Annotated in this window: 16 protein-coding genes; 6 read left to right on the forward strand and 10 right to left on the reverse strand. The window is 71.7% G+C overall.

From position 1 onward, the window contains the following. Positions 1–2,141 (reverse strand): M4 family metallopeptidase (locus tag ACFWPS_RS44795; RefSeq protein ID WP_383717476.1); only part of this gene is annotated, 2,141 nt, incomplete at its 3' end. 258 nt (positions 2,142–2,399) lie between these two features. Further along, positions 2,400–2,873 carry a GNAT family N-acetyltransferase gene (locus ACFWPS_RS44800; protein ID WP_383717478.1) on the reverse strand — a complete coding sequence of 158 codons (474 nt, stop codon included), beginning with the start codon at positions 2,871–2,873 and terminating at the stop codon, positions 2,400–2,402. Between the two features lie 207 nt (positions 2,874–3,080). Here ACFWPS_RS44800 and ACFWPS_RS44805 point away from each other — a divergent pair, with 207 nt between their 5' ends. The 3 genes from ACFWPS_RS44805 (at position 3,081) to ACFWPS_RS44815 (ending at position 6,202) form a co-directional block, all read left to right on the forward strand. Beyond that, positions 3,081–3,731, forward strand: coding sequence for an NADPH-dependent F420 reductase (locus ACFWPS_RS44805; RefSeq protein ID WP_383717481.1), 651 nt, complete (start codon positions 3,081–3,083; stop codon positions 3,729–3,731). Between the two features lie 146 nt (positions 3,732–3,877). Then, complete coding sequence (locus ACFWPS_RS44810) at positions 3,878–4,960, forward strand: MHYT domain-containing protein (protein WP_383717483.1); 1,083 nt, start codon at positions 3,878–3,880, stop codon at positions 4,958–4,960. Positions 4,961–5,164: 204 nt separating this feature from the next. Next, complete coding sequence (locus ACFWPS_RS44815) at positions 5,165–6,202, forward strand: helix-turn-helix transcriptional regulator (RefSeq protein WP_383717486.1); 1,038 nt, start codon at positions 5,165–5,167, stop codon at positions 6,200–6,202. Here ACFWPS_RS44815 and ACFWPS_RS44820 read toward each other — a convergent pair. Beyond that, positions 6,193–7,152, reverse strand: a complete 960-nt coding sequence (locus tag ACFWPS_RS44820) for an SDR family oxidoreductase (RefSeq protein ID WP_383717489.1) — start codon at positions 7,150–7,152, stop codon at positions 6,193–6,195. The two genes, ACFWPS_RS44815 and ACFWPS_RS44820, sit on opposite strands and share 10 nt — an antisense overlap. Before the next feature lie 148 nt (positions 7,153–7,300). On the opposite strand from ACFWPS_RS44820, the gene ACFWPS_RS44825 reads away from it, so the two are divergent. From ACFWPS_RS44825 to ACFWPS_RS44835, 3 genes are all read left to right on the forward strand, one after another. After that, the gene (locus tag ACFWPS_RS44825; protein WP_383717492.1) at positions 7,301–7,597 is read left to right on the forward strand and encodes a hypothetical protein; all 297 of its coding nucleotides are present in this window, start codon (positions 7,301–7,303) and stop codon (positions 7,595–7,597) included. Then, complete coding sequence (locus ACFWPS_RS44830; protein ID WP_383717495.1) at positions 7,594–7,980, forward strand: fic family toxin-antitoxin system, toxin component; 387 nt, start codon at positions 7,594–7,596, stop codon at positions 7,978–7,980. Before ACFWPS_RS44825 ends, ACFWPS_RS44830 begins: the two co-directional genes overlap by 4 nt. 121 nt (positions 7,981–8,101) lie before the next feature. Further along, positions 8,102–9,199, forward strand: coding sequence for a hypothetical protein (locus ACFWPS_RS44835; protein ID WP_383717497.1), 1,098 nt, complete (start codon positions 8,102–8,104; stop codon positions 9,197–9,199). A 73-nt stretch (positions 9,200–9,272) separates the two neighbouring features. Here the strand turns inward: ACFWPS_RS44835 and ACFWPS_RS44840 are convergent, their stop codons facing one another. From ACFWPS_RS44840 to glnT, 7 genes are all read right to left on the reverse strand, one after another. Next, on the reverse strand, positions 9,273–10,571 hold the full coding sequence (locus tag ACFWPS_RS44840) for an ammonium transporter (RefSeq protein ID WP_383717499.1): 1,299 nt from the start codon (positions 10,569–10,571) through the stop codon (positions 9,273–9,275). A 102-nt stretch (positions 10,572–10,673) separates the two neighbouring features. Continuing rightward, on the reverse strand, positions 10,674–11,288 hold the full coding sequence (locus tag ACFWPS_RS44845) for a helix-turn-helix domain-containing protein (protein WP_383717502.1): 615 nt from the start codon (positions 11,286–11,288) through the stop codon (positions 10,674–10,676). A 9-nt stretch (positions 11,289–11,297) separates the two neighbouring features. Next, complete coding sequence (locus tag ACFWPS_RS44850) at positions 11,298–12,383, reverse strand: FAD-dependent oxidoreductase (RefSeq protein ID WP_383717505.1); 1,086 nt, start codon at positions 12,381–12,383, stop codon at positions 11,298–11,300. Further along, positions 12,380–13,699, reverse strand: coding sequence for an FMN-binding glutamate synthase family protein (locus ACFWPS_RS44855; RefSeq protein WP_383717508.1), 1,320 nt, complete (start codon positions 13,697–13,699; stop codon positions 12,380–12,382). The genes ACFWPS_RS44850 and ACFWPS_RS44855 overlap by 4 nt, the downstream gene beginning before the upstream one ends. Before the next feature lie 96 nt (positions 13,700–13,795). Continuing rightward, positions 13,796–14,470: a glutamate synthase gene (locus ACFWPS_RS44860; protein WP_383717511.1), complete on the reverse strand. Its 675-nt coding sequence runs from the start codon at positions 14,468–14,470 to the stop codon at positions 13,796–13,798. Continuing rightward, positions 14,458–15,333, reverse strand: coding sequence for a glutamine amidotransferase family protein (locus ACFWPS_RS44865; RefSeq protein WP_383717513.1), 876 nt, complete (start codon positions 15,331–15,333; stop codon positions 14,458–14,460). The genes ACFWPS_RS44860 and ACFWPS_RS44865 overlap by 13 nt, the downstream gene beginning before the upstream one ends. Positions 15,334–15,356: 23 nt before the next feature. Next, positions 15,357–16,685: a type III glutamate--ammonia ligase gene (gene glnT / locus ACFWPS_RS44870; protein WP_383717516.1), complete on the reverse strand. Its 1,329-nt coding sequence runs from the start codon at positions 16,683–16,685 to the stop codon at positions 15,357–15,359. Between the last annotated feature and the right edge of the window lie 209 nt (positions 16,686–16,894).

A 16,894-nucleotide genomic window follows, 5' to 3' on the forward strand; every position in this document is an offset into this window, starting at 1 on the left:
GTGCAGCCGGACGGGATCGTCACCGACTGGGAGAGCGTGTCGGTGTGGGTCGATCCGTAGCCGTCGAGCCAGGCCTTGTACGAGCCCGCGTGGGCGGCCTCACTGCTGGAGTTGGTGATGACGCCGCTGGTGGCCGTCCAGGTGGTGTTACCCGACTCGAAGCCGGCGTTGCCCAGCAGTTGCGTGGAGGTGCAACTGCCGCCGCCTCCGCTGGAACTGACGGTCCAGGTGAAGGAGGCCGTGCCGGTGGCACCCGTCGAGTCGGTCACCGTGACGGTGGTGCTGTAGGTGCCCGCCGTCGTGGGTGTGCCGGTGATGGCGCCGGTCGAGCTGCTGATCGACAGGCCGGTCGGCAGTCCGGTCGCCGCGTAGGTCAGCGAGCCGCTGTTGGTGCTGCTCGCCGATATCTGCAGGCTCACCGCGGTGCCGACGGTCGAGGACTGGCTGCCCGGGTTGGTGACCGTGACGCCCGAGGTGGGCACGGTGATGTGGCTGCCGACGTTGATGCCGGCGAAGGCGTTGCCGACACCCGCGTACTGGGTGGAGCTGGTGCCGTACAGCGCCGCGGCCGCGTTCAGGGCGGCGGTGCGGGCTGCGGAGTAGTTGGTGCTGGACGTCATGTACGACGTCAGCGCCTTGTACCAGATCTGCAGGGCCGCGTCCCGGCCGATGCCGGCGACGGCAACGCCGTCGGAGGTGGTGCTGGTGTAGGTGACGCCGTTGATGGTCTTGGTACCGCTGCCCTCGGAGAGCAGGTAGAACATGTGGTTCGCCGGGCCCGAGGAGTAGTGCACGTCGAGGTTGCCGACACCGGAGTACCAGCTGTCCGCCGACGAGCCGTCCTTGCTCGGCTTGTCCATGTAACGCAGCGGCGTGCCGTCGCCGTTGATGTCGATCTTCTCGCCGATGAGGTAGTCACCGACGTCGGAGGAGTTGTTGGCGTAGAACTCCACGCCGGTGCCGAAGATGTCGGAGGTGGCCTCGTTCAACCCGCCGGACTCACCGGTGTAGTTGAGCCCCGCCGTGTTCGACGTGACGCCGTGGCTCATCTCGTGGCCCGCCACGTCGAGCGAGGTGAGGGCGTGGGTGCTGCTCGTGCCGTCGCCGTAGGTCATGCAGAAGCAGTCGTCGTCCCAGAAGGCGTTGACGTACGCCGTGCTGTAGTGGACGCGGCTGTAGGCGGCGACGCCGTCGTTCTTGATGCCGCTGCGACCGAAGGTGTTCTTGTAGAAGTCCCAGGTCTCCTGCGCGCCGTAGGCCGCGTCGGCGCCGGCGGTCTGGGTGTTGGAGCCGGATCCGGTGCCCCACACGTCGTCGGTGTCGGTCATCAGGGTGCCGGTGCCCGACGTGCCGTTGTTGAGGGTGTACGTCTTGTGGCCGCCGCGCGTGGTGTCGTACAGCTGGTACGTCGAACCCGACAGCGTGGTGTTGAGGGTGACCGTGCCGCTGTACTGGGTGTTGCCCGTGCCCGTCTGGACGGCCTGGTAGCGGTAGAGCTCCTTGCCGCTGGTGGCGTCCGTGACGACGTGCAGCTTGCTGGGCGTGCCGTCGTCCTGGAAGCCGCCGATCACGGTCTCCCAGGCGAGCTTCGGGGTGCCGTTGCCGGCCCAGATCACCTTGCGGGCGCTGTCGGCGACGGGCTTCTGGGCGTCGAGGGCCCTGGCCGCCTTGAGCGCCTTGGTCTGTGCGGCGGACTTGCTGTAGGCCGCGCTGACCGTGGGGACCGCGATGGTGTGCTTGTTGTTGAAGGTGGTGCTCACCGTTCCGGCCGCGAGGGAGGCGGGCGGGGTGTGCACGACCAGGTCGCCGCCGAGGACGGGGAGGCCGTCGTAGGTGCGCTCGTAACGGGTATGCAGGGTGCCGTCGTTGTCCTTGGTGACATCCTTGACGACCAGCTTCTCCTTGGCGCCGAGGCCGAGGGTGCGGGCGGTCGTGGTGGTCTTCTGCTGGGCGCTCTTGATCAGCGCGGTGTGCTGGGCGGGGGTGAGCTTCGCCTCCAGGCCGCCGGTGCGGACAGGGCTGGGGTGGGGGGTGGCAGGCTTGGCGTTCGCCGGGACCGACTGGATGCCGACGGCGAGGAAGGCGGCGGTGGAGACCAGTGCGGCTCCTACCGTGGCCCGTCTGTGGGGAAGACGTCTCACTCGTACTCCTCCTGCTGCGGCCGCCGGGTCGCGGCCGGTGACAGACCGGGCAGACGGGGATGTGCTGTCCGGGACGAGCTGAGCTGTGCGGGAACCGGGATCCAGGAACCGGGGTGCGTGGTCCGTGATCCGTGGACACGCCATGGAGAAGGCGTGTGCTGAGCGAGGATTCCAGATTTGACCCGCGCATGTCATTCACGTCGAGGTCAGTCGAGGGTTTTCCCTATGCAAGGCGGGGCGGTCCGGCCGGACCGGCGTTCAGCGGGAGGGCGGGCGCAGGGAGGGCGGGCGCGAGGCCGGCGGGCGAACCATGAACACGTCCACCGGGTCCTCGCTCTCGACCAGGAATCCGTGCCGCTCGTACAGCCGCCGGGCCGCGCTGCCCTGCAGGACGTTCAGCCGGACGGGGGCGCCGTCGCGGTCGCACCGCTCCAGCAGCTCGCCCAGCACGGCCGAGCCGATGCCGCCGCCCTGAACGTGCGGGGCCAGATAGAAGTGCTCCAACCAGCGGACGTCCCCGGCCGGCCGCAGCGCCACACAGCCGGCGAAGGCGCCGCCCACCTCGATCACCCGGGTGTGGGCCGCGTCGAACCCGTCCCGCAGCCGCTGCCGGACCCGCCGCGCGTCGTACCGGCCGAGCCGCTCCAGGTCCTCCCGCATGACGACGGCACGCAGTTCGGCCACCGCATCGACGTCCGCGTCCGACGCCGGTCGTGCCCTCCAGTCCGCCATGATCGCCACGCTATCCTCCGCGGCCGGCCGCGGAGGGACCGGGGCGAGGAACCCGGTCCGGCCGGCGGGCCGACAGGCCGACGGGCCCCTGTGTCACCAGCGCGAGCCGCGCCAAGCCGACCGATTTATCCTTGTTCAGCCGGAGTGTGCGACTTCGCGCCCCGGACCGGCCGTCAGCAGCTCCCACCCCACGGAAGGGGCTCACCCATGCGGGTCTTCATCGTCGGCACAGGCAACATGGCGGGCGGTATCGCCACCAGGGCCCTGGCGGGCGGGCACACGGTCCGGCTGATCGGCACGGATCCCGCCAAGGCCGCCACGCTCGCCGACGCCCTGGGCGAGCGGACGCCGGGGGCGGACGTGGCGCCCGCCGTGCCGGACGCGGTCGGGTCGGCGGACGTGGTGGTGCTTGCCGTGCCGTTCGACGCGGCCAAACAGGTCGTCACCGAGTACGGGGACCAACTCACCGGGAAGACCGTCGTCGACATCTCGAACCCGGTGGACTTCTCGACCTTCGACTCGCTCACGGTGCCCGCGGACAGCTCCGGCGCCCAGCAGCTCGCCGAGGCCGCCGCACCGGGCACGCACGTGGTGAAGGCCTTCAACACCACGTTCGCGGGCTCACTGGTCGCGGGCGAGGTGGGCGGGCTGCCGCTGGACGTGTTCATCGCCGGCGACGACGCGGCGGCCCGCGACCAGGTGGCCGAGCTGGCCTCCTCCGGCGGGCTCAACCCGGTGGTCGTCGGCGGCCTGCGGCACGCCCGGGAGCTGGAGGGCATCCAGCTGCTGCACATGGCCCTGCAGACGCGGCCCGAGGGGCACGGCTGGATGAGCGCGATCAAAATCGTCGCCCCCTGAGCCCCGCCCGTGTCCCTGCTGGAGGTCACCTCTGCGGCAGTTGTGCCGACCCGTAGTACCCCAGAGGCGGGCGAAGTCCCGGCGCACGCCCCCGGCGCGTAGTACCTTCCCCCACGACAGCCGTGACTCTGGGGGGAGTTGTGCACATGCACGGCACGACGGACGGTTTCCACTACGGTGCGGTGACTCCGGTCGCCGCCTATCTGATGGCCTGTCTGGGCGGGGCACTGGGGCTGCGCTGCATCGTCAGGTCGCTGTACCACCACGGGCAGTCGTGGCGGCCCGGCTGGCTCGCGCTGGGGGCGGCCTCGATCGGCTGCGGCATCTGGACGATGCACTTCATCGCGATGATCGGCTTCCATGTCCAGGAGACCACGATCCGCTACGACGTGGGGCTGACCCTGCTCAGTCTCGCGGTGGCGATCCTGGTGGTCGGCATCGGCGTCTTCGCGGTCGGCTACCGGGGCGCGACCGCGGGGACGCTCTGGACGGCGGGCGTCATCACCGGGCTCGGCGTGGCCGCCATGCACTACCTGGGCATGGCGGCGCTCCGCCTTGACGGAACGATTCACTACGACCCGGTGACGGTCACCCTCTCCGTCCTGATCGCGATCGCGGCCGCGACGGCGGCGCTGTGGGCGGCCGTGTCCGTGCGGGGTTTCACGGCGAGTCTGGGCGCCAGTCTGGTGATGGGCCTGGCGGTGTCGGGCATGCACTACACCGCCATGGCGGCCGTGAGTGTCGATGTGCACCCGGCGTCCGTCACCTCCTGGTCGAGTGCGTCGCCGACCTCGCTGCTGCTGCCCATGCTGCTCGGCCCGGCCGTGTTCCTGCTGCTGGCCGGGGTGGTGGTGATGTTCGACCCGCTGCTGGTCCTGGGCGAGGGGGACTGGAACCGCCGGGCGCCCGAGACGAACCCCCCGCCCGCGCCGTCGCCCCGGTCGGCACGCTCACGCCCAGCGGGCCGGCGCAGCGGGCGTACACCTCGGAGCCGTTACGGCCGCCCGGCGCCCGGCGGCGCGGACCGGTACGGCACGGCGACGCGCAGCGCGCCGTCCGCCACGGACCGGTACAGCGCCCGGAACCGCCCGGCACCCGGCGGGACCGGCCAGTTCGGCATCCCCGCCCAGCCGGCACCCGGCGCCACCGGCCGACCGGGCACCCCGCATCGCCCCACACGCCCTCCGCAGGACCCGTACGGCGCCCCCTCGAACCCCTACGAGTGGTGACCGGTCCCGCCGTGAATATCCGATGCGGCGTGGGCGCCCTGCTCCGACCCGCACCAAAGGCTTCGCCGGCGGCACCGGTCGGGGCGTCCGCCGATCCAGCCGCGGGCCAGGACCGCGAAGACGCGGAAGACGGGCCGGCCGCCGGGGGGCGAGGTTCTCGTGCAGCGAGGTGACGGCGGTGCGCAGGTCCACGATCCTTGAGACATGCGTGCCGCCCGCCTGATCCGCATGGCGCTTCTCGTCCAGTCGAGCCCCGGCCTGACCGCCGTCGCCCTCGCCCGCGAGCTGGACGTCTCCAAGCGCACGGTGATCCGCGATGCCCAGGCCTTGCAGGAGGCAGGCGTTCCCATCCGGTCCGAGCGCGGCCGCGCGGGCGGCTATCACCTGGCGCCGGGCCACCGGACCCGGCTCACCACGCTCCACCCCACCGAGGCCGAGACGCTCTACCTCTCCGGTCTGCCCACGGCCCTGCGCGACCTGGGGCTGTCGGGGGCGGCGGACACGGCCCGGCTGAAGCTGTCGGCCACCCTGCTGCCCTCGCTGCGTGCGGCGGCCGAGTCGTCGGTGCGCCGCTTCCACCTGGACGCCCCCGCCTGGTTCCGCGAGCCGTCGGCGCCGGAGCTGCTCCCGGAGCTGGCCCGCGCCGTGTGGTCCGACCGCACCGTCGAGCTGGACTACGCGCGGCCGGGCCGGGACGGTGCGCCGTCCCGCGTGGTGACGCGCCTGCTGGAACCGTACGGGCTCGTCCTGAAGGCGGGCGTCTGGTACGTCGTGGGCCGCGTCCCCGCCGAGCGGACTACGGGCCGGGACGGCACCTGGCGTACCTACCGCGTCGACCGTGTCACGGCGCTCCGCCCTGCTCCCGGCACCGGCGAACCCTTCGTCCGCGACCCGTCCTTCGACCTGGCCGCGCACTGGCAGGCCCAGGCCGCCGGCTTCGCCCGCGCGCTGCTGCGCGAGACCGTCACCGTACGTCTGACCGAGCGCGGCCTGCGGCGTCTGCCCTCCCTGGTGGACCCGGCCGGCGTGGCCGAGGCACTGGCGTCCACGACCGCGCCGGACGCCGCCGGGCAGGTCACGCTCGACCTGCCGGTGGAGTCCGAGGACGTCGCCTTCGGGCAGCTGACCGCGCTGGGCGCGGACGTGGAGGTGCTGGCCCCGGCGGGCCTGCGCGCCCGCTTCCGCGAGCATGCGCGGGCCCTCGCCGCCGTGTACGGCGCGGAGCCGGAGGATCAGCGGTAGTCGTCCGGCGAGCCGTCCTTCCCTCCGTACGTGACCTCCTCGAAGTACGCCAGGGCGTCCGGCCGGCTGCCGTCCACGTCCCGTACGCCGTATGCCCTGGCGAGATCCGCGCTGGAGGCGGACCTGCCGTTCCAGCGGGCGGCCCGGTCCGGGTCGGCGGCGAGCGCGGCGACCCCGCGGGCGAGGTAGTGCGGCGACTCGGCGATGGCGAAGTCCGGTTCCCGGTCGACGACGTCGCGCCAGTTCTCCTCGGTCACGCCGAAGTGGGCGAGCATCTGCTCCGAGCGCAGGAAGCCGGGCGTGACGGCGACCGCCGTGCCCCCGTACTCGGCCAGCTCCTGGCCCAGCCCGAAGGCGATGCGGATCGGGGCGTTCTTCGCGAGGTCGTAGTAGAGGTTCTCGCGGTAACGCCGGTTGAAGGCCGCCGTGCCGTCGGTGACCTCCACGTGCAGCGGTGCGTCCGAGCGGACCAGGACCGGAAGGGCGAGGGCCGCGGTGATCAGGTGCGAGCGCACCCCGAGGTCCAGGATGCGCAGGCCGTCGGCGAGCGGCGTCTCCCAGCTCTTCCTGCCGAAGACGGAGCCGGCGAGCAGGTGTTCGCCGCCCCAGAGGTCGTTGACGAGGATGTCGAGCCGCCCCTGTTCGCGGTCGATCCGCTCGACGAGGACACGGACCTGGTCCGCGTCCAGATGGTCGGTGGGGACGGCGATGCCGGTACCGCCGGCCGCTGTGACCAGCTCCGCGGTCTCCTCGATCGTCTCCGTGGTCCGGCCGACCTCGCTGGCGTGCCCGCGGGTGGTGCGGCCGGTGACGTAGACGGTGGCGCCGGCGCGGCCGAGTTCGACGGCGAGGGCACGTCCGGCGCCGCGGGTGGCCCCGGCGACGAGGGCGATGCGACCGGCGAGCGGGCCTTCCCGGCCGGTGTCCTGGGTGTTGTTGTCCTTGTCCATGGCACCACGGTGCCCGCCAAAGGTGACACCTGACGTCACCCTTTTCCGGAGATCTTCCCGCGCGTTGTCCTCGGAGGAGTCCGGGCCGGGCCCCGCCTCCCCGGCTTCTCCCGGGACATGCGGTGGTATCGCTGGTACCGTGGGTACCATGTCGGATCCCAAGGCGATGAACCTGCGCTTTCCCGATGCCGAGAAGCGGGCCGCGATCGCGGAAGCCGCCCGGCAGGCAGGGGTCAGCATGCAGGAGTACATCCTGTCGGCCGCCTACGACCGCGCGACCGCTGTGGAGCAGCGGTTCCTGGAGGCCTTCAAGGCGTCGATGGCCCGTAGCGGGGTGGCGTTCGCGGCCGAGCCCGGCACCTTGGATCCCAGCGCCGAGCAGCGCGCGGCCGAGCAGGAGGCCCGGCGAGAGATCGAGCAGCACGAGCGGGGCCACGCCGCGTGACCCAGCCGGAGCCGCTCCACCCGCTCGAGGTCACCTTTCTGCTGCACGCGGCCGAGGTTCTCGACGGCGACCCGCAGGTCGACGACTACGGGCCTCTCTACGCCGCGGTCGCTCGCGTCAACGCCCGCGCGATGAAGCGCGAGATCTACGGATCCCTGCATCTCAAGGCGGCCGCGCTGCTGCAGACCCTGGCCAGGCTGCCCTGCCTGGAACACTCCAACGAGGCCTTCGCCTGGCATGCGACCGAGGCCTACCTGACCCTCAACATGCGTGCACTCGACTACCCGCCCAAGGCGGCCGTCGCACTGGTGCGCGACGCCGCCTCCGGAGCGCTGGGCGTGGCCGGGATCGCCCGCCGGCTGCGTGACTGGACGACCGCCTGAGCGGGCGTCGGCGCCCGTCGTACCGGGCGAACCCGGTTCCGCGCCGGGGCAGTTGAGAGACGATCAAGGCGATACCGCCCGGATCTACCGGTCGTCACCCCGAACGGGCACAATCGGTGCCATGACGATCATCGAGGGCGCACCGCTGCCCACGCGCAGTGCTCCCCTGGTCCTTGCCCGGAGATTCCTGACGGGCGGTGTGATCGGGGCGTCCCTGGCCGCCTTCGTCGTCGGCATCGTCATCGAGAACGTGCCACTGGTCGTCACGGGCACGGCACTGCCCGTGGGGTACGGCCTGCTGGTCCTCCTCGCCGGTGCGCCGCGGCGTGCCCGGGAGGCGGCCGTCGCGCCCGAAACGGCACTCGCGATGATCGAGAGCCTGCGTGCCGTCGGGGACGGGTCGAGTGACGTATCGGTGCGGTTCGACCTCACCGTCGCGCCGGACGACGGACCGGCGTTCCGCGTCGTGGTCGCGGAGAGCATCAATCTCGTCGAACTGCCCGACTACCGGCCGCGCGGCATCCTGGTGGTCCAGTACCCACCGGACCGGCCGTGGCGCGTACGGATCCTGCAGCGGCCGACGCCGGAGTGGAAGGAGCGGGTGGCGGGAGCGCGCCTCGACTCGGCTCCCGGGTCGGCTCTGGTGAGCAAGCCGTCCGAGGGCGGTGCCGGCGGCTTCCTCGCCCTGCTCGGCGTGCTGCTCGGCGCGGCCGTCGTGGTCCTGCTCTTCCGCACCGACCTGTCCGCCGCGGACGACGGCGCGCAGCCGCCCTCATCGGAGCCGTCCGTCTCCACGACGTCCTCGTCGTCCACCACCGTCGTGACGTCCGCGACCGGCACGGTCACTCTCGGCCCGGGCCGGTCGATGCTCGACAAGGGCGAACTGCGCCGGGCCGTCGCCTCGCTGACCAGGGACGAGACCCGGCGCCAGGCGCTGACCGTCGTCGTGCAGGAAAGCCAACTGTCGGTCGTGTTCGCCCCCACCGGCATACAAGCGGGACGGTTCGACCCGCGGTCCCTGCCCTACGACCGCATCCCCGCCCTCGTCGAGAAGGCCCGCACCACCCTCGGGGTCGGCTCCCCGCAGACCTGGCAGCTCACCGCCGAGCGCCTCACCGGCTCCCTCACCCTCAGGATCACCGTGACCGGCCACGAGGGCACGGCGTCACTGGAGGCGGACGGGTACGGCACGGTGCTGCGGCGCACCCCGGCAGGCTGACCCGACGGCACGGCCGGTGCCCCCGGGCACCGGCCGTGCCCGAACGGCGACAAGGGCGGAGGGCGGGATCTCCCTATCCTGCGGTGGCGGGCTGAGGAGCCGGGGCGGTGGTGGTCGGCGCGTGGGTGAGGTCGTAGGCGCTCTCCGCGTGCAGGTGGGCGTCCACGCCCTCCTGTTCGACCTCGGGGCGGACCCGGAGGCCCATCGTCTTGTCGAGTGCCTTGGCGATCAGCCAGGTCACGGCGAAGGAGTACGCCAGGACGGCGAAGGCACCGACCGCCTGCTTGCCGAGGAGGGAGAGACCGCCGCCGTAGAGGAGACCGTCGACTCCGTTCGGGGCCTCGGACGTGGCGAGGACGCCGACCAGCAGGGTGCCGGTGATGCCGCCGACGAGGTGGATGCCGACCACGTCGAGCGAGTCGTCGTAGCCGAGCCGGTACTTGAGGCCCACGGCGAGGGCGCAGACCGCTCCGCCGATGGCGCCGAGAAGGAGGGCGCCGGACGGGGAGACGGCACCGCAGGACGGGGTGATGGCGACGAGGCCGGCGATCGCGCCGGAGGCGGCGCCGAGGCTGGTGGAGTGGCCGTCGCGGAGCTTCTCGACCAGCAGCCAGCCGAGCATCGCGGAGCAGGTCGCGACGAAGGTGTTGAGGACGACGACGGAGGCGGCGTTGCTCGACGTCAGTGCCGATCCGCCGTTGAAGCCGAACCAGCCGAACCACAGCAGGCCCGCGCCGAGCATGACGAGCGGAAGGTTGTGGGGGCGTTCGGTGCCGCCGTCCTTCTGCCAGCCGATGCGCTTGCCGAGGACGAGGATCACGGCCAGGGCCGCCGCGCCGGAGTTGATGTGGACGGCCGTGCCGCCCGCGAAGTCGATGGCGCCCAGCCTGTTGACGATCCAGCCGCCGACCACGCCCTTGCCGTCGAAGGCGAACACCCAGTGCGCGACGGGCAGGTAGACCAGGGTCACCCAGATGCCCGTGAAGGTCATCCAGGAGCCGAATTTGATGCGGTCCGAGATCGCGCCGCAGATGAGGGCGGCGGTGAGGGCGGCGAACAGGGCCTGGAAGGCGGCGAACACGGAGAGCGGGATGACGGCCTTCGGGTCGTCCCTCATGACACCGCTCATCCCGAAGTACTCGGTGACGTCACCGAGCAGTCCGGCACCGCCGATCGAGTCGCCGAACGAGGCCGAGAAGCCGTAGACGACCCAGATGCAGCCGACCAGGGCGACGGCGCCGAACGTCATCATGATCATGTTGAGGACGCTCTTGGCGGCAACCATGCCGCCGTAGAAGAGGGCCAGTCCCGGCACCATCAGACAGACGAGCGCCGTACTCGCGAGCATCCAGGCGGTACTTCCGGTGTCCATGCGCACACTCCGCGGAGAAGTCCAACAGGGAGAAACTTCGTTTCATCTCAGTAGACTTGGTGTGCGTTACAAGACCCGTCCGTGTCCGATTAAGGCCGGGTTTCAGTGCTGCGGGCTGTCTCCGAAGGCCGTCACGGTGAGGAAGCGGATCGGCAACTCGACGAGCCGTTCGGGGCCGTGCGGGGCCTCGCCGTCGAACTGGAGGGCGTCGCCGGGGCGCAGGGTGTAGCTGGACTTGCCGTGGCCGTAGACCATGACGCCCTCCAGCATGTAGAGGAGTTCGGTGCCGGCGTGCTGGAAGAGCGGGAACACCTCGCTCTGTTCGGTGAGGGTGACCAGCAGGGCGTCCATCCGCTTGTGGGCGCCCCGCAACGAGCCGAGCTGGGCGTACTCGTGGCCGACCCGGGTACCGCGCCGGACGATCCGGGCGCCGTGCCCGGCCGGGACGAAGACCGCTTCGCGCTCGTCGTCCAGCCCCCGGAACAGGGCCGTGACCGGGACGTCGAGGCCGCGCGCGAGGCGCGAGAGGGTGGTGAGGCTGCACGCCGTCTGGGCGTTCTCGATCTTCGACAGCATGGCCTTGGAGATGCCGACGCGCTGGGCCATCTCGCCGACCGAGAGCCCGGCCGCCTGCCGGTACTCACGGGTACGGACCGCGATGACACGCTCCAGCGCCTTGTCGTCGGCGTCCGCTGCGGGTTCGGGGTGCTCGGTCACCGGCGCATCCTAGCCCGGGCGCCCCAGGCGGAACCGGGGGTGGGGTTCGGCACGACCGGTCGCGAGGTCGGCGACCATCGCGCCGATGAGCGGGGCGAACTTGGCGCCGTGTCCGGAGCACGGGGAGGCGATGACGAGCGGGCCGTGCCGGTCCAGGACGAAGTCCTCGTCGGGTGTGGTGGTGTAGAGGCAGGTCGCCTCGGCGACCGGTTCGGGGTCGAGGCCCGGGAGCCGGTCGCGGACGAACTCGCTCACGCGGGTGCGTGAGGACGGGTCGACGACGCCGGTGCGGGCGGTGGCCGTGGTGGGGGTGCCCCGGTCGTGCTCGGCGACCTTCATCGCGGGGAGCGGTCCGCCGTCCCTGCCCGACGGCAGGCCGTAGGTCTGCATCTCCGCGTCCTTGGTGACCAGGATCGGCCACCGCTCGTCCGGTTGGCGCTGCCGGAAGTGGAAGACCTGCTGCTGGGTCACCGCCAACGGCGGCAGGGCGACGGGCAGTCCGAGTTCGGGCAGCCAGGCGCCGGCGGCGATCACGGCGGTGTCGGCGGTCAGCTCACGGCCGTCGGCCGTGCGCAGCAGCACCTTCCGCCGTACGTCGATGCCGGTGACCCGCACCCCGCTCCATACCTGCGCCCCGTGCTCGGCGGCCCTCCGCACACAGGCCGCGACCGTCGCGTCGGCATCGATCACGCCCGCGCCCGGGTGGTAGAGGGCCGGTCCGGTGAAGCGGATGTACGGCCAGCGCTCGCGGGCGGCCCCGGCACCGAGGAGCTCGTACGGCACTCCGGCCGCCGCCAGCACCCCGGCGAGCCCCTCGGGGTCCCGCCCCTCCCCCAGGTCGAGCCCACCGGTCCTGCGCAGCAAGGGAGTCGAGGCGTCCTCCTCCAACGCCCGCCACTCCTCGTAGGCGCGGCCCGTGAGCCCGACGTAGAAGGGGTCGGCGTACGCCCGCCGGAAGATCCTCGAACTGCCGTGCGAGCCACCCCGCCTGTGGCCGATGTCGTACGCCTCGATCAGGGTGACCGGGTGGCCGCGCCGGGCGAGCTGCCAGGCGGTGGCGGCGCCCATGAGTCCGGCGCCGACGACCGCGATCACAGTCCGGCTCCCGGGATCCAGTCCGTGCCGGCGAGCGGGACGCGGGCCATGGCGGCGGACTCGATGGTGAGGGCGACCAGGTCCTCGGGTTCGAGGTGCAGGAGGTGGGCCTTGCCGCAGGCGCGGGCGAGGGTCTGGGCCTCCATGGTCATCACCCGCAGGAAGTTGGCGAGCCGCCGACCGCCCTCGACGGGGTCGAGCCGGGCGGCGAGAGCGGGGTCCTGGGTGGAGATGCCGGCCGGGTCGCGCCCGTCCTGGTAGTCGTCGAAGTAGCCTGCGGCAGAGCCCAGTTGCCGGTACTCGGCGTCGTACCGGGGGTGGTTGTCGCCGAGTGCGATGAGCGCTGCCGTGCCGACGGCCACCGCGTCCGCCCCGAGGGCGAGGGCCTTGGCCATGTCGGCGCCGGAGCGGATGCCACCGGAGACGACCAGCTGGACCTCGCGGTGGACGCCCAGTTCCTGGAGTGCCCGGACCGCCTGGGGCAGGGCCGCGAGGGTCGGGATGCCGACGTGCTCGATGAAGACGTCCTGGGTGGCCGCCGTACCGCCCTGCATGCCGTCGACCACGACGACGTCCGCACCCGCGTGCACGGCCAGCTTCACGTCGTAGTACGTCCGGGTCGCGCCGACCTTCACATAGACCGGCTTCTCCCAGTCGGTGATCTCGCGCAGTTCGAGGATCTTGATGGCGAGGTCGTCGGGGCCGGTCCAGTCGGGGTGCCGGCAGGCGCTGCGCTGGTCGATACCGACGGGCAGCGTCCGCATCCCGGCCACGCGTTCGGTGACCTTCTGCCCGAGCAGCATGCCCCCGCCACCGGGCTTGGCCCCCTGCCCGAGAACGACCTCGATGGCGTCGGCGGCCCGCAGGTCGTCGGGGTTCATGCCGTACCGGGACGGCAGGTACTGGTAGACGAGGTGTTTGGAGTGCCCGCGTTCCTCGGGGGTCATCCCGCCGTCACCGGTGGTCGTGGACGTACCGACCTCGCTGGCCCCCCGCCCGAGCGCCTCCTTTGCCTGCGCGGAGAGGGCGCCGAAGCTCATGCCTGCGATGGTGACGGGCGTGGCCAGCCGGAGCGGGTTCTTCGCGTGTCGGGAACCGAGGACGACGTCCGTGTCACACCGCTCGCGATAACCCTCCAGGGGGTAGCGGGACATGGAGGCGCCGAGCAGCAGCAGATCATCGAAGTGCGGGAGCCGACGCTTGGCCCCCCACCCGCGGATGTCGTAGATCCCGGTGTCGGCGGCGCGCTGGATGGCGTGGATGGTGGCGCGATCGAAGGTGGCGGACTCACGGAGGCCGAGGGATGCGGGTTCCAAGGTTCACAACTCCAGACAGGGGTGAGCGGAACGCCCCCTTGGGGGCGCGGGGAACTGCGCGACCAGCCACAACCGGCCCGCAGACGACGCACGACGCTAGTACGCAGCCGAATTGTCGATCTTGAAGTGATACAACTCCCGAGCCGATCCGTACCGGCGGAACTCACCCGGCTCCTCATCCCGCTCCGCCGCCTTCAACAACTCGGCCAGTTCGGCGAGATGCTCACCCCGCATCTCCTTCTCCACGCAGTCCGCTCCCAGTGACTTCACCGCCCCCCGCACATAGATCCGAGCCTCGTACAGCGAGTCCCCCAGCGCGTCCCCCGCGTCGCCGCAGACGACCAGCCGCCCGGCCTGCCCCATGAACGCGCTCATGTGCCCGACGTTTCCGCCGACGACGATGTCCACGCCCTTCATGGAGATCCCGCACCGCGCCGATGCGTCCCCGTCGATCACCAGCAGCCCGCCATGGGCGGTGGCCCCCGCCGACTGGGAGGCGTTCCCCCGCACCCGGACCGTGCCGGACATCATGTTCTCGGCGACCCCGGTCCCCGCGTTGCCGTGCACGGTGACGGTGGCGTGCTGGTTCATGCCGGCGCAGTAGTAGCCGACGTGGCCCTCGACGTCGACGGTGAGAGGATCCCGGATACCGCAGGCGACCGCATGCGCACCGCGCGGGTTCAGCACCCGCCACTCGTCGGCCCCGGCCGCGTGCAACGCCCCGTTGAGCTCCCGGACCGGCGTCTCGGCCAGGTCGATCAGCGTCGCCATACGTACACCTCTTCCGGCTCGGGTTCGAAGATGCGGGCGTTCTCGATGCCCGGCAGGACGTCCAGCGCCCGGTACTCGGAGGCCATCGCCACCCAGTCGGCGGTCTCCGCGACCATCGCGGGCTTGCAGGCGATGGCGTCCCGGACGACCGCGAAGGAGTCGCCGGTGGACACCAGCAGCGTGTAGAAGCCGTCGAACCGCTCGCACAGCAGCTTCAGCGCCTTCTCCGGGTCGGCTCCCTGGGCGAGTTGGTGGGCGACGAACCGGGCGCCGACCTCGGAGTCGTTCTCGCTGTCGAAATCCACGCCCTGGGCGCGCAGTTCGCGGCGGATGGTGGCGTGGTTGGCGAAGGAGCCGTTGTGCACCAGGCACTGGCCGGGCCCCACGGAGAACGGATGGGCGCCCTCGGGGGTGACCGCCGACTCGGTGGCCATCCGGGTGTGTCCGACGCCCTGCCAGCCGGTCACGCCGGCGAGCCCGAAGGAGTCCGCCAACTCCACCGGGTTCCCGGTGCCCTTGAGCACGGCCATGTCCGTGCCGGAGCCGATGACGGTGGCGTGCGGCAGCCCGTCGGCGACGGCCGCGAGCAGGGCGGCGACGGAACGTTCCGCGTGCACGACCGTCGTGACGTCGGCGCTGACGGCCACCGCGCCCGGCAGCGCGGCCTGCGCCTCGACCGGCGTGACCCCGAGCAGTGAGACGACGGCCCGTCCCGGCGGGGACAGCCGGGGGTCACCGTAGACGGCGACTCCCGCCGAGTCCGGCCCCCGCTCGACGACCTGGCCGAGCATCGCGGTGAGCAGTTCGCCGAGGCGTGGTTCCAGTGAGGGCTCGCGCAGATGGAGCCCGACGATTCCGCACAATGGAGGTCCCTTCCCAAGTCCCGTCAGAAGGCGGTCAGATAGCGGTCCAGCTCCCAGGCGCCGACCGTGGAGTGCCAGTCGAAGAACTCCTCGCGCTTGAGGTCGGCGAAGTACCGGCTCACTCCCGGTCCGGCCGCGTCGAGGGTGCCGCTGATCACCTCGTCGGCCTGCAGTGCCTCGACGGCGTGCAGGAGGGTCGGCGGGAGTTCCGGCCCCTTGCCGCCGGCCCCCGGCTCGCCCGGGTCGAGGCCGCGTTCGATGCCGTCGAGCCCGGCGGCCAGGGCGGCGGCAGCGGCGAGATAGGGGTTGGCGGCTCCGTCGCCGCCGCGCAGTTCGATCCGGTTGCCGTCGGGGACGCGGACGAAGTGGGTGCGGTCGTTGCCGCCGTAGCCCGCGACGCGGGGCGACCAGGTGGCGCCCGAGCGGGTGGAGACGGCGCCGGTCCGCTTGTACGAGTTGACGGTGGGTGCGATGACCGCCTGGAGGGCCCGCGCGTGCTCGACGATCCCGGCCACGAAGGAGTAGGCGAGCGGGGAGAGTCCGAGGCCGCGGGTGTCGGCGGGATCGGGGAAGGCGGGCTCGTTCCCCCGCCACAGTGACAGGTGCAGATGCATGCCGGTGCCGGTGCGGTCGGTGAACGGCTTCGGCATGAACGTGGCGGTCATGCCCCGCTGTTCGGCGAGGACCGACACCAGGTACCGCATGGTGATGACCCGGTCGGCGGTGGTCAGGGCGTCGGCGTACCTGAAGTTCTGCTCGAACTGGCCGTTGCCGTCCTCGTGGTCGTTGGCGTAGTTGCCCCAGCCGAGGCTGTTCATGGCACTGGAGACGGCGGTGAGGTGGTCGTACATCCGGGTCAGGCCGCGGGCGTCGTAACAGGGCCGCACGGCGGTGTCCCTGCTGTCGGCGACGCTGAGGACGCCGTGTTCGTCCCGGTTGACCAGGAAGTACTCGACCTCGGCGCCGACGGCCAGGGAGAGGCCCTGCGCGGCGGCCCGCTCCAGCACAGTGCGCAGGACGACTCGCGGGGCGTACGGCCAGGGCTTCCCTTCGACGTACGGGTCGCAGTGGACGAGGGCGAGGCCGGGTTTCACGAAGGGGAGGGGGGTGTACGAGGAGGCGTCCGGGCGGGCGACGACGTCCGGGTCGCTGGGCAGCTGCCCGAGGGCGCCGGCCGCGTATCCGGCGAAGCCGACGCCGTCGTCCCGCAGTTCCCCGACGGCCTGGGCGGGGACGAGCTTGGCGCACGGCTTGCCGGTCAGGTCGACGAAGACGGCGAGGACGAACTCGACGCCGTCGGCCCGCACCAGTTCGGCGAGATCGGGGGCGGCTGCTTCGGGTTCGGTCGTCATGGGGCCCTCCCTGCTCACTACAGGATGTCCACTGAGATGAATCATCGTTGCATAAGAGTTGACAAGGTTGGCGTTACGGAGGGATTTCCACCGTGGAAGGTCCTCGTAAGCCGACCGGGCCGGCAGGTCTCCCGCACCATGACGACCTCGTCGGTGCGGCCGACCTGTCCCGCCCCAACCCCCTCGCCACAACCACCCGTTGATCGTTG

This window comes from Streptomyces sp. NPDC058457, assembly GCF_042720695.1.
Taxonomy (GTDB): domain Bacteria; phylum Actinomycetota; class Actinomycetes; order Streptomycetales; family Streptomycetaceae; genus Streptomyces.

Bases quoted from the DNA above. Each gene is read 5' to 3' on its own strand.
- ACFWPS_RS44825 (WP_383717492.1), top strand. From the start codon at position 7,301: ATGTCGGATCCCAAGGCGATGAACCTGCGCTTTCCCGATGCCGAGAAG.
- ACFWPS_RS44815 (WP_383717486.1), top strand. From the start codon at position 5,165: ATGCGTGCCGCCCGCCTGATCCGCATGGCGCTTCTCGTCCAGTCGAGC.
- glnT (WP_383717516.1), bottom strand. From the start codon at position 16,685: ATGACGACCGAACCCGAAGCAGCCGCCCCCGATCTCGCCGAACTGGTG.
- ACFWPS_RS44820 (WP_383717489.1), bottom strand. From the start codon at position 7,152: ATGGACAAGGACAACAACACCCAGGACACCGGCCGGGAAGGCCCGCTC.
- ACFWPS_RS44800 (WP_383717478.1), bottom strand. From the start codon at position 2,873: ATGGCGGACTGGAGGGCACGACCGGCGTCGGACGCGGACGTCGATGCG.
- ACFWPS_RS44840 (WP_383717499.1), bottom strand. From the start codon at position 10,571: ATGGACACCGGAAGTACCGCCTGGATGCTCGCGAGTACGGCGCTCGTC.
- ACFWPS_RS44810 (WP_383717483.1), top strand. From the start codon at position 3,878: ATGCACGGCACGACGGACGGTTTCCACTACGGTGCGGTGACTCCGGTC.
- ACFWPS_RS44835 (WP_383717497.1), top strand. From the start codon at position 8,102: ATGACGATCATCGAGGGCGCACCGCTGCCCACGCGCAGTGCTCCCCTG.
- ACFWPS_RS44860 (WP_383717511.1), bottom strand. From the start codon at position 14,470: ATGGCGACGCTGATCGACCTGGCCGAGACGCCGGTCCGGGAGCTCAAC.
- ACFWPS_RS44805 (WP_383717481.1), top strand. From the start codon at position 3,081: ATGCGGGTCTTCATCGTCGGCACAGGCAACATGGCGGGCGGTATCGCC.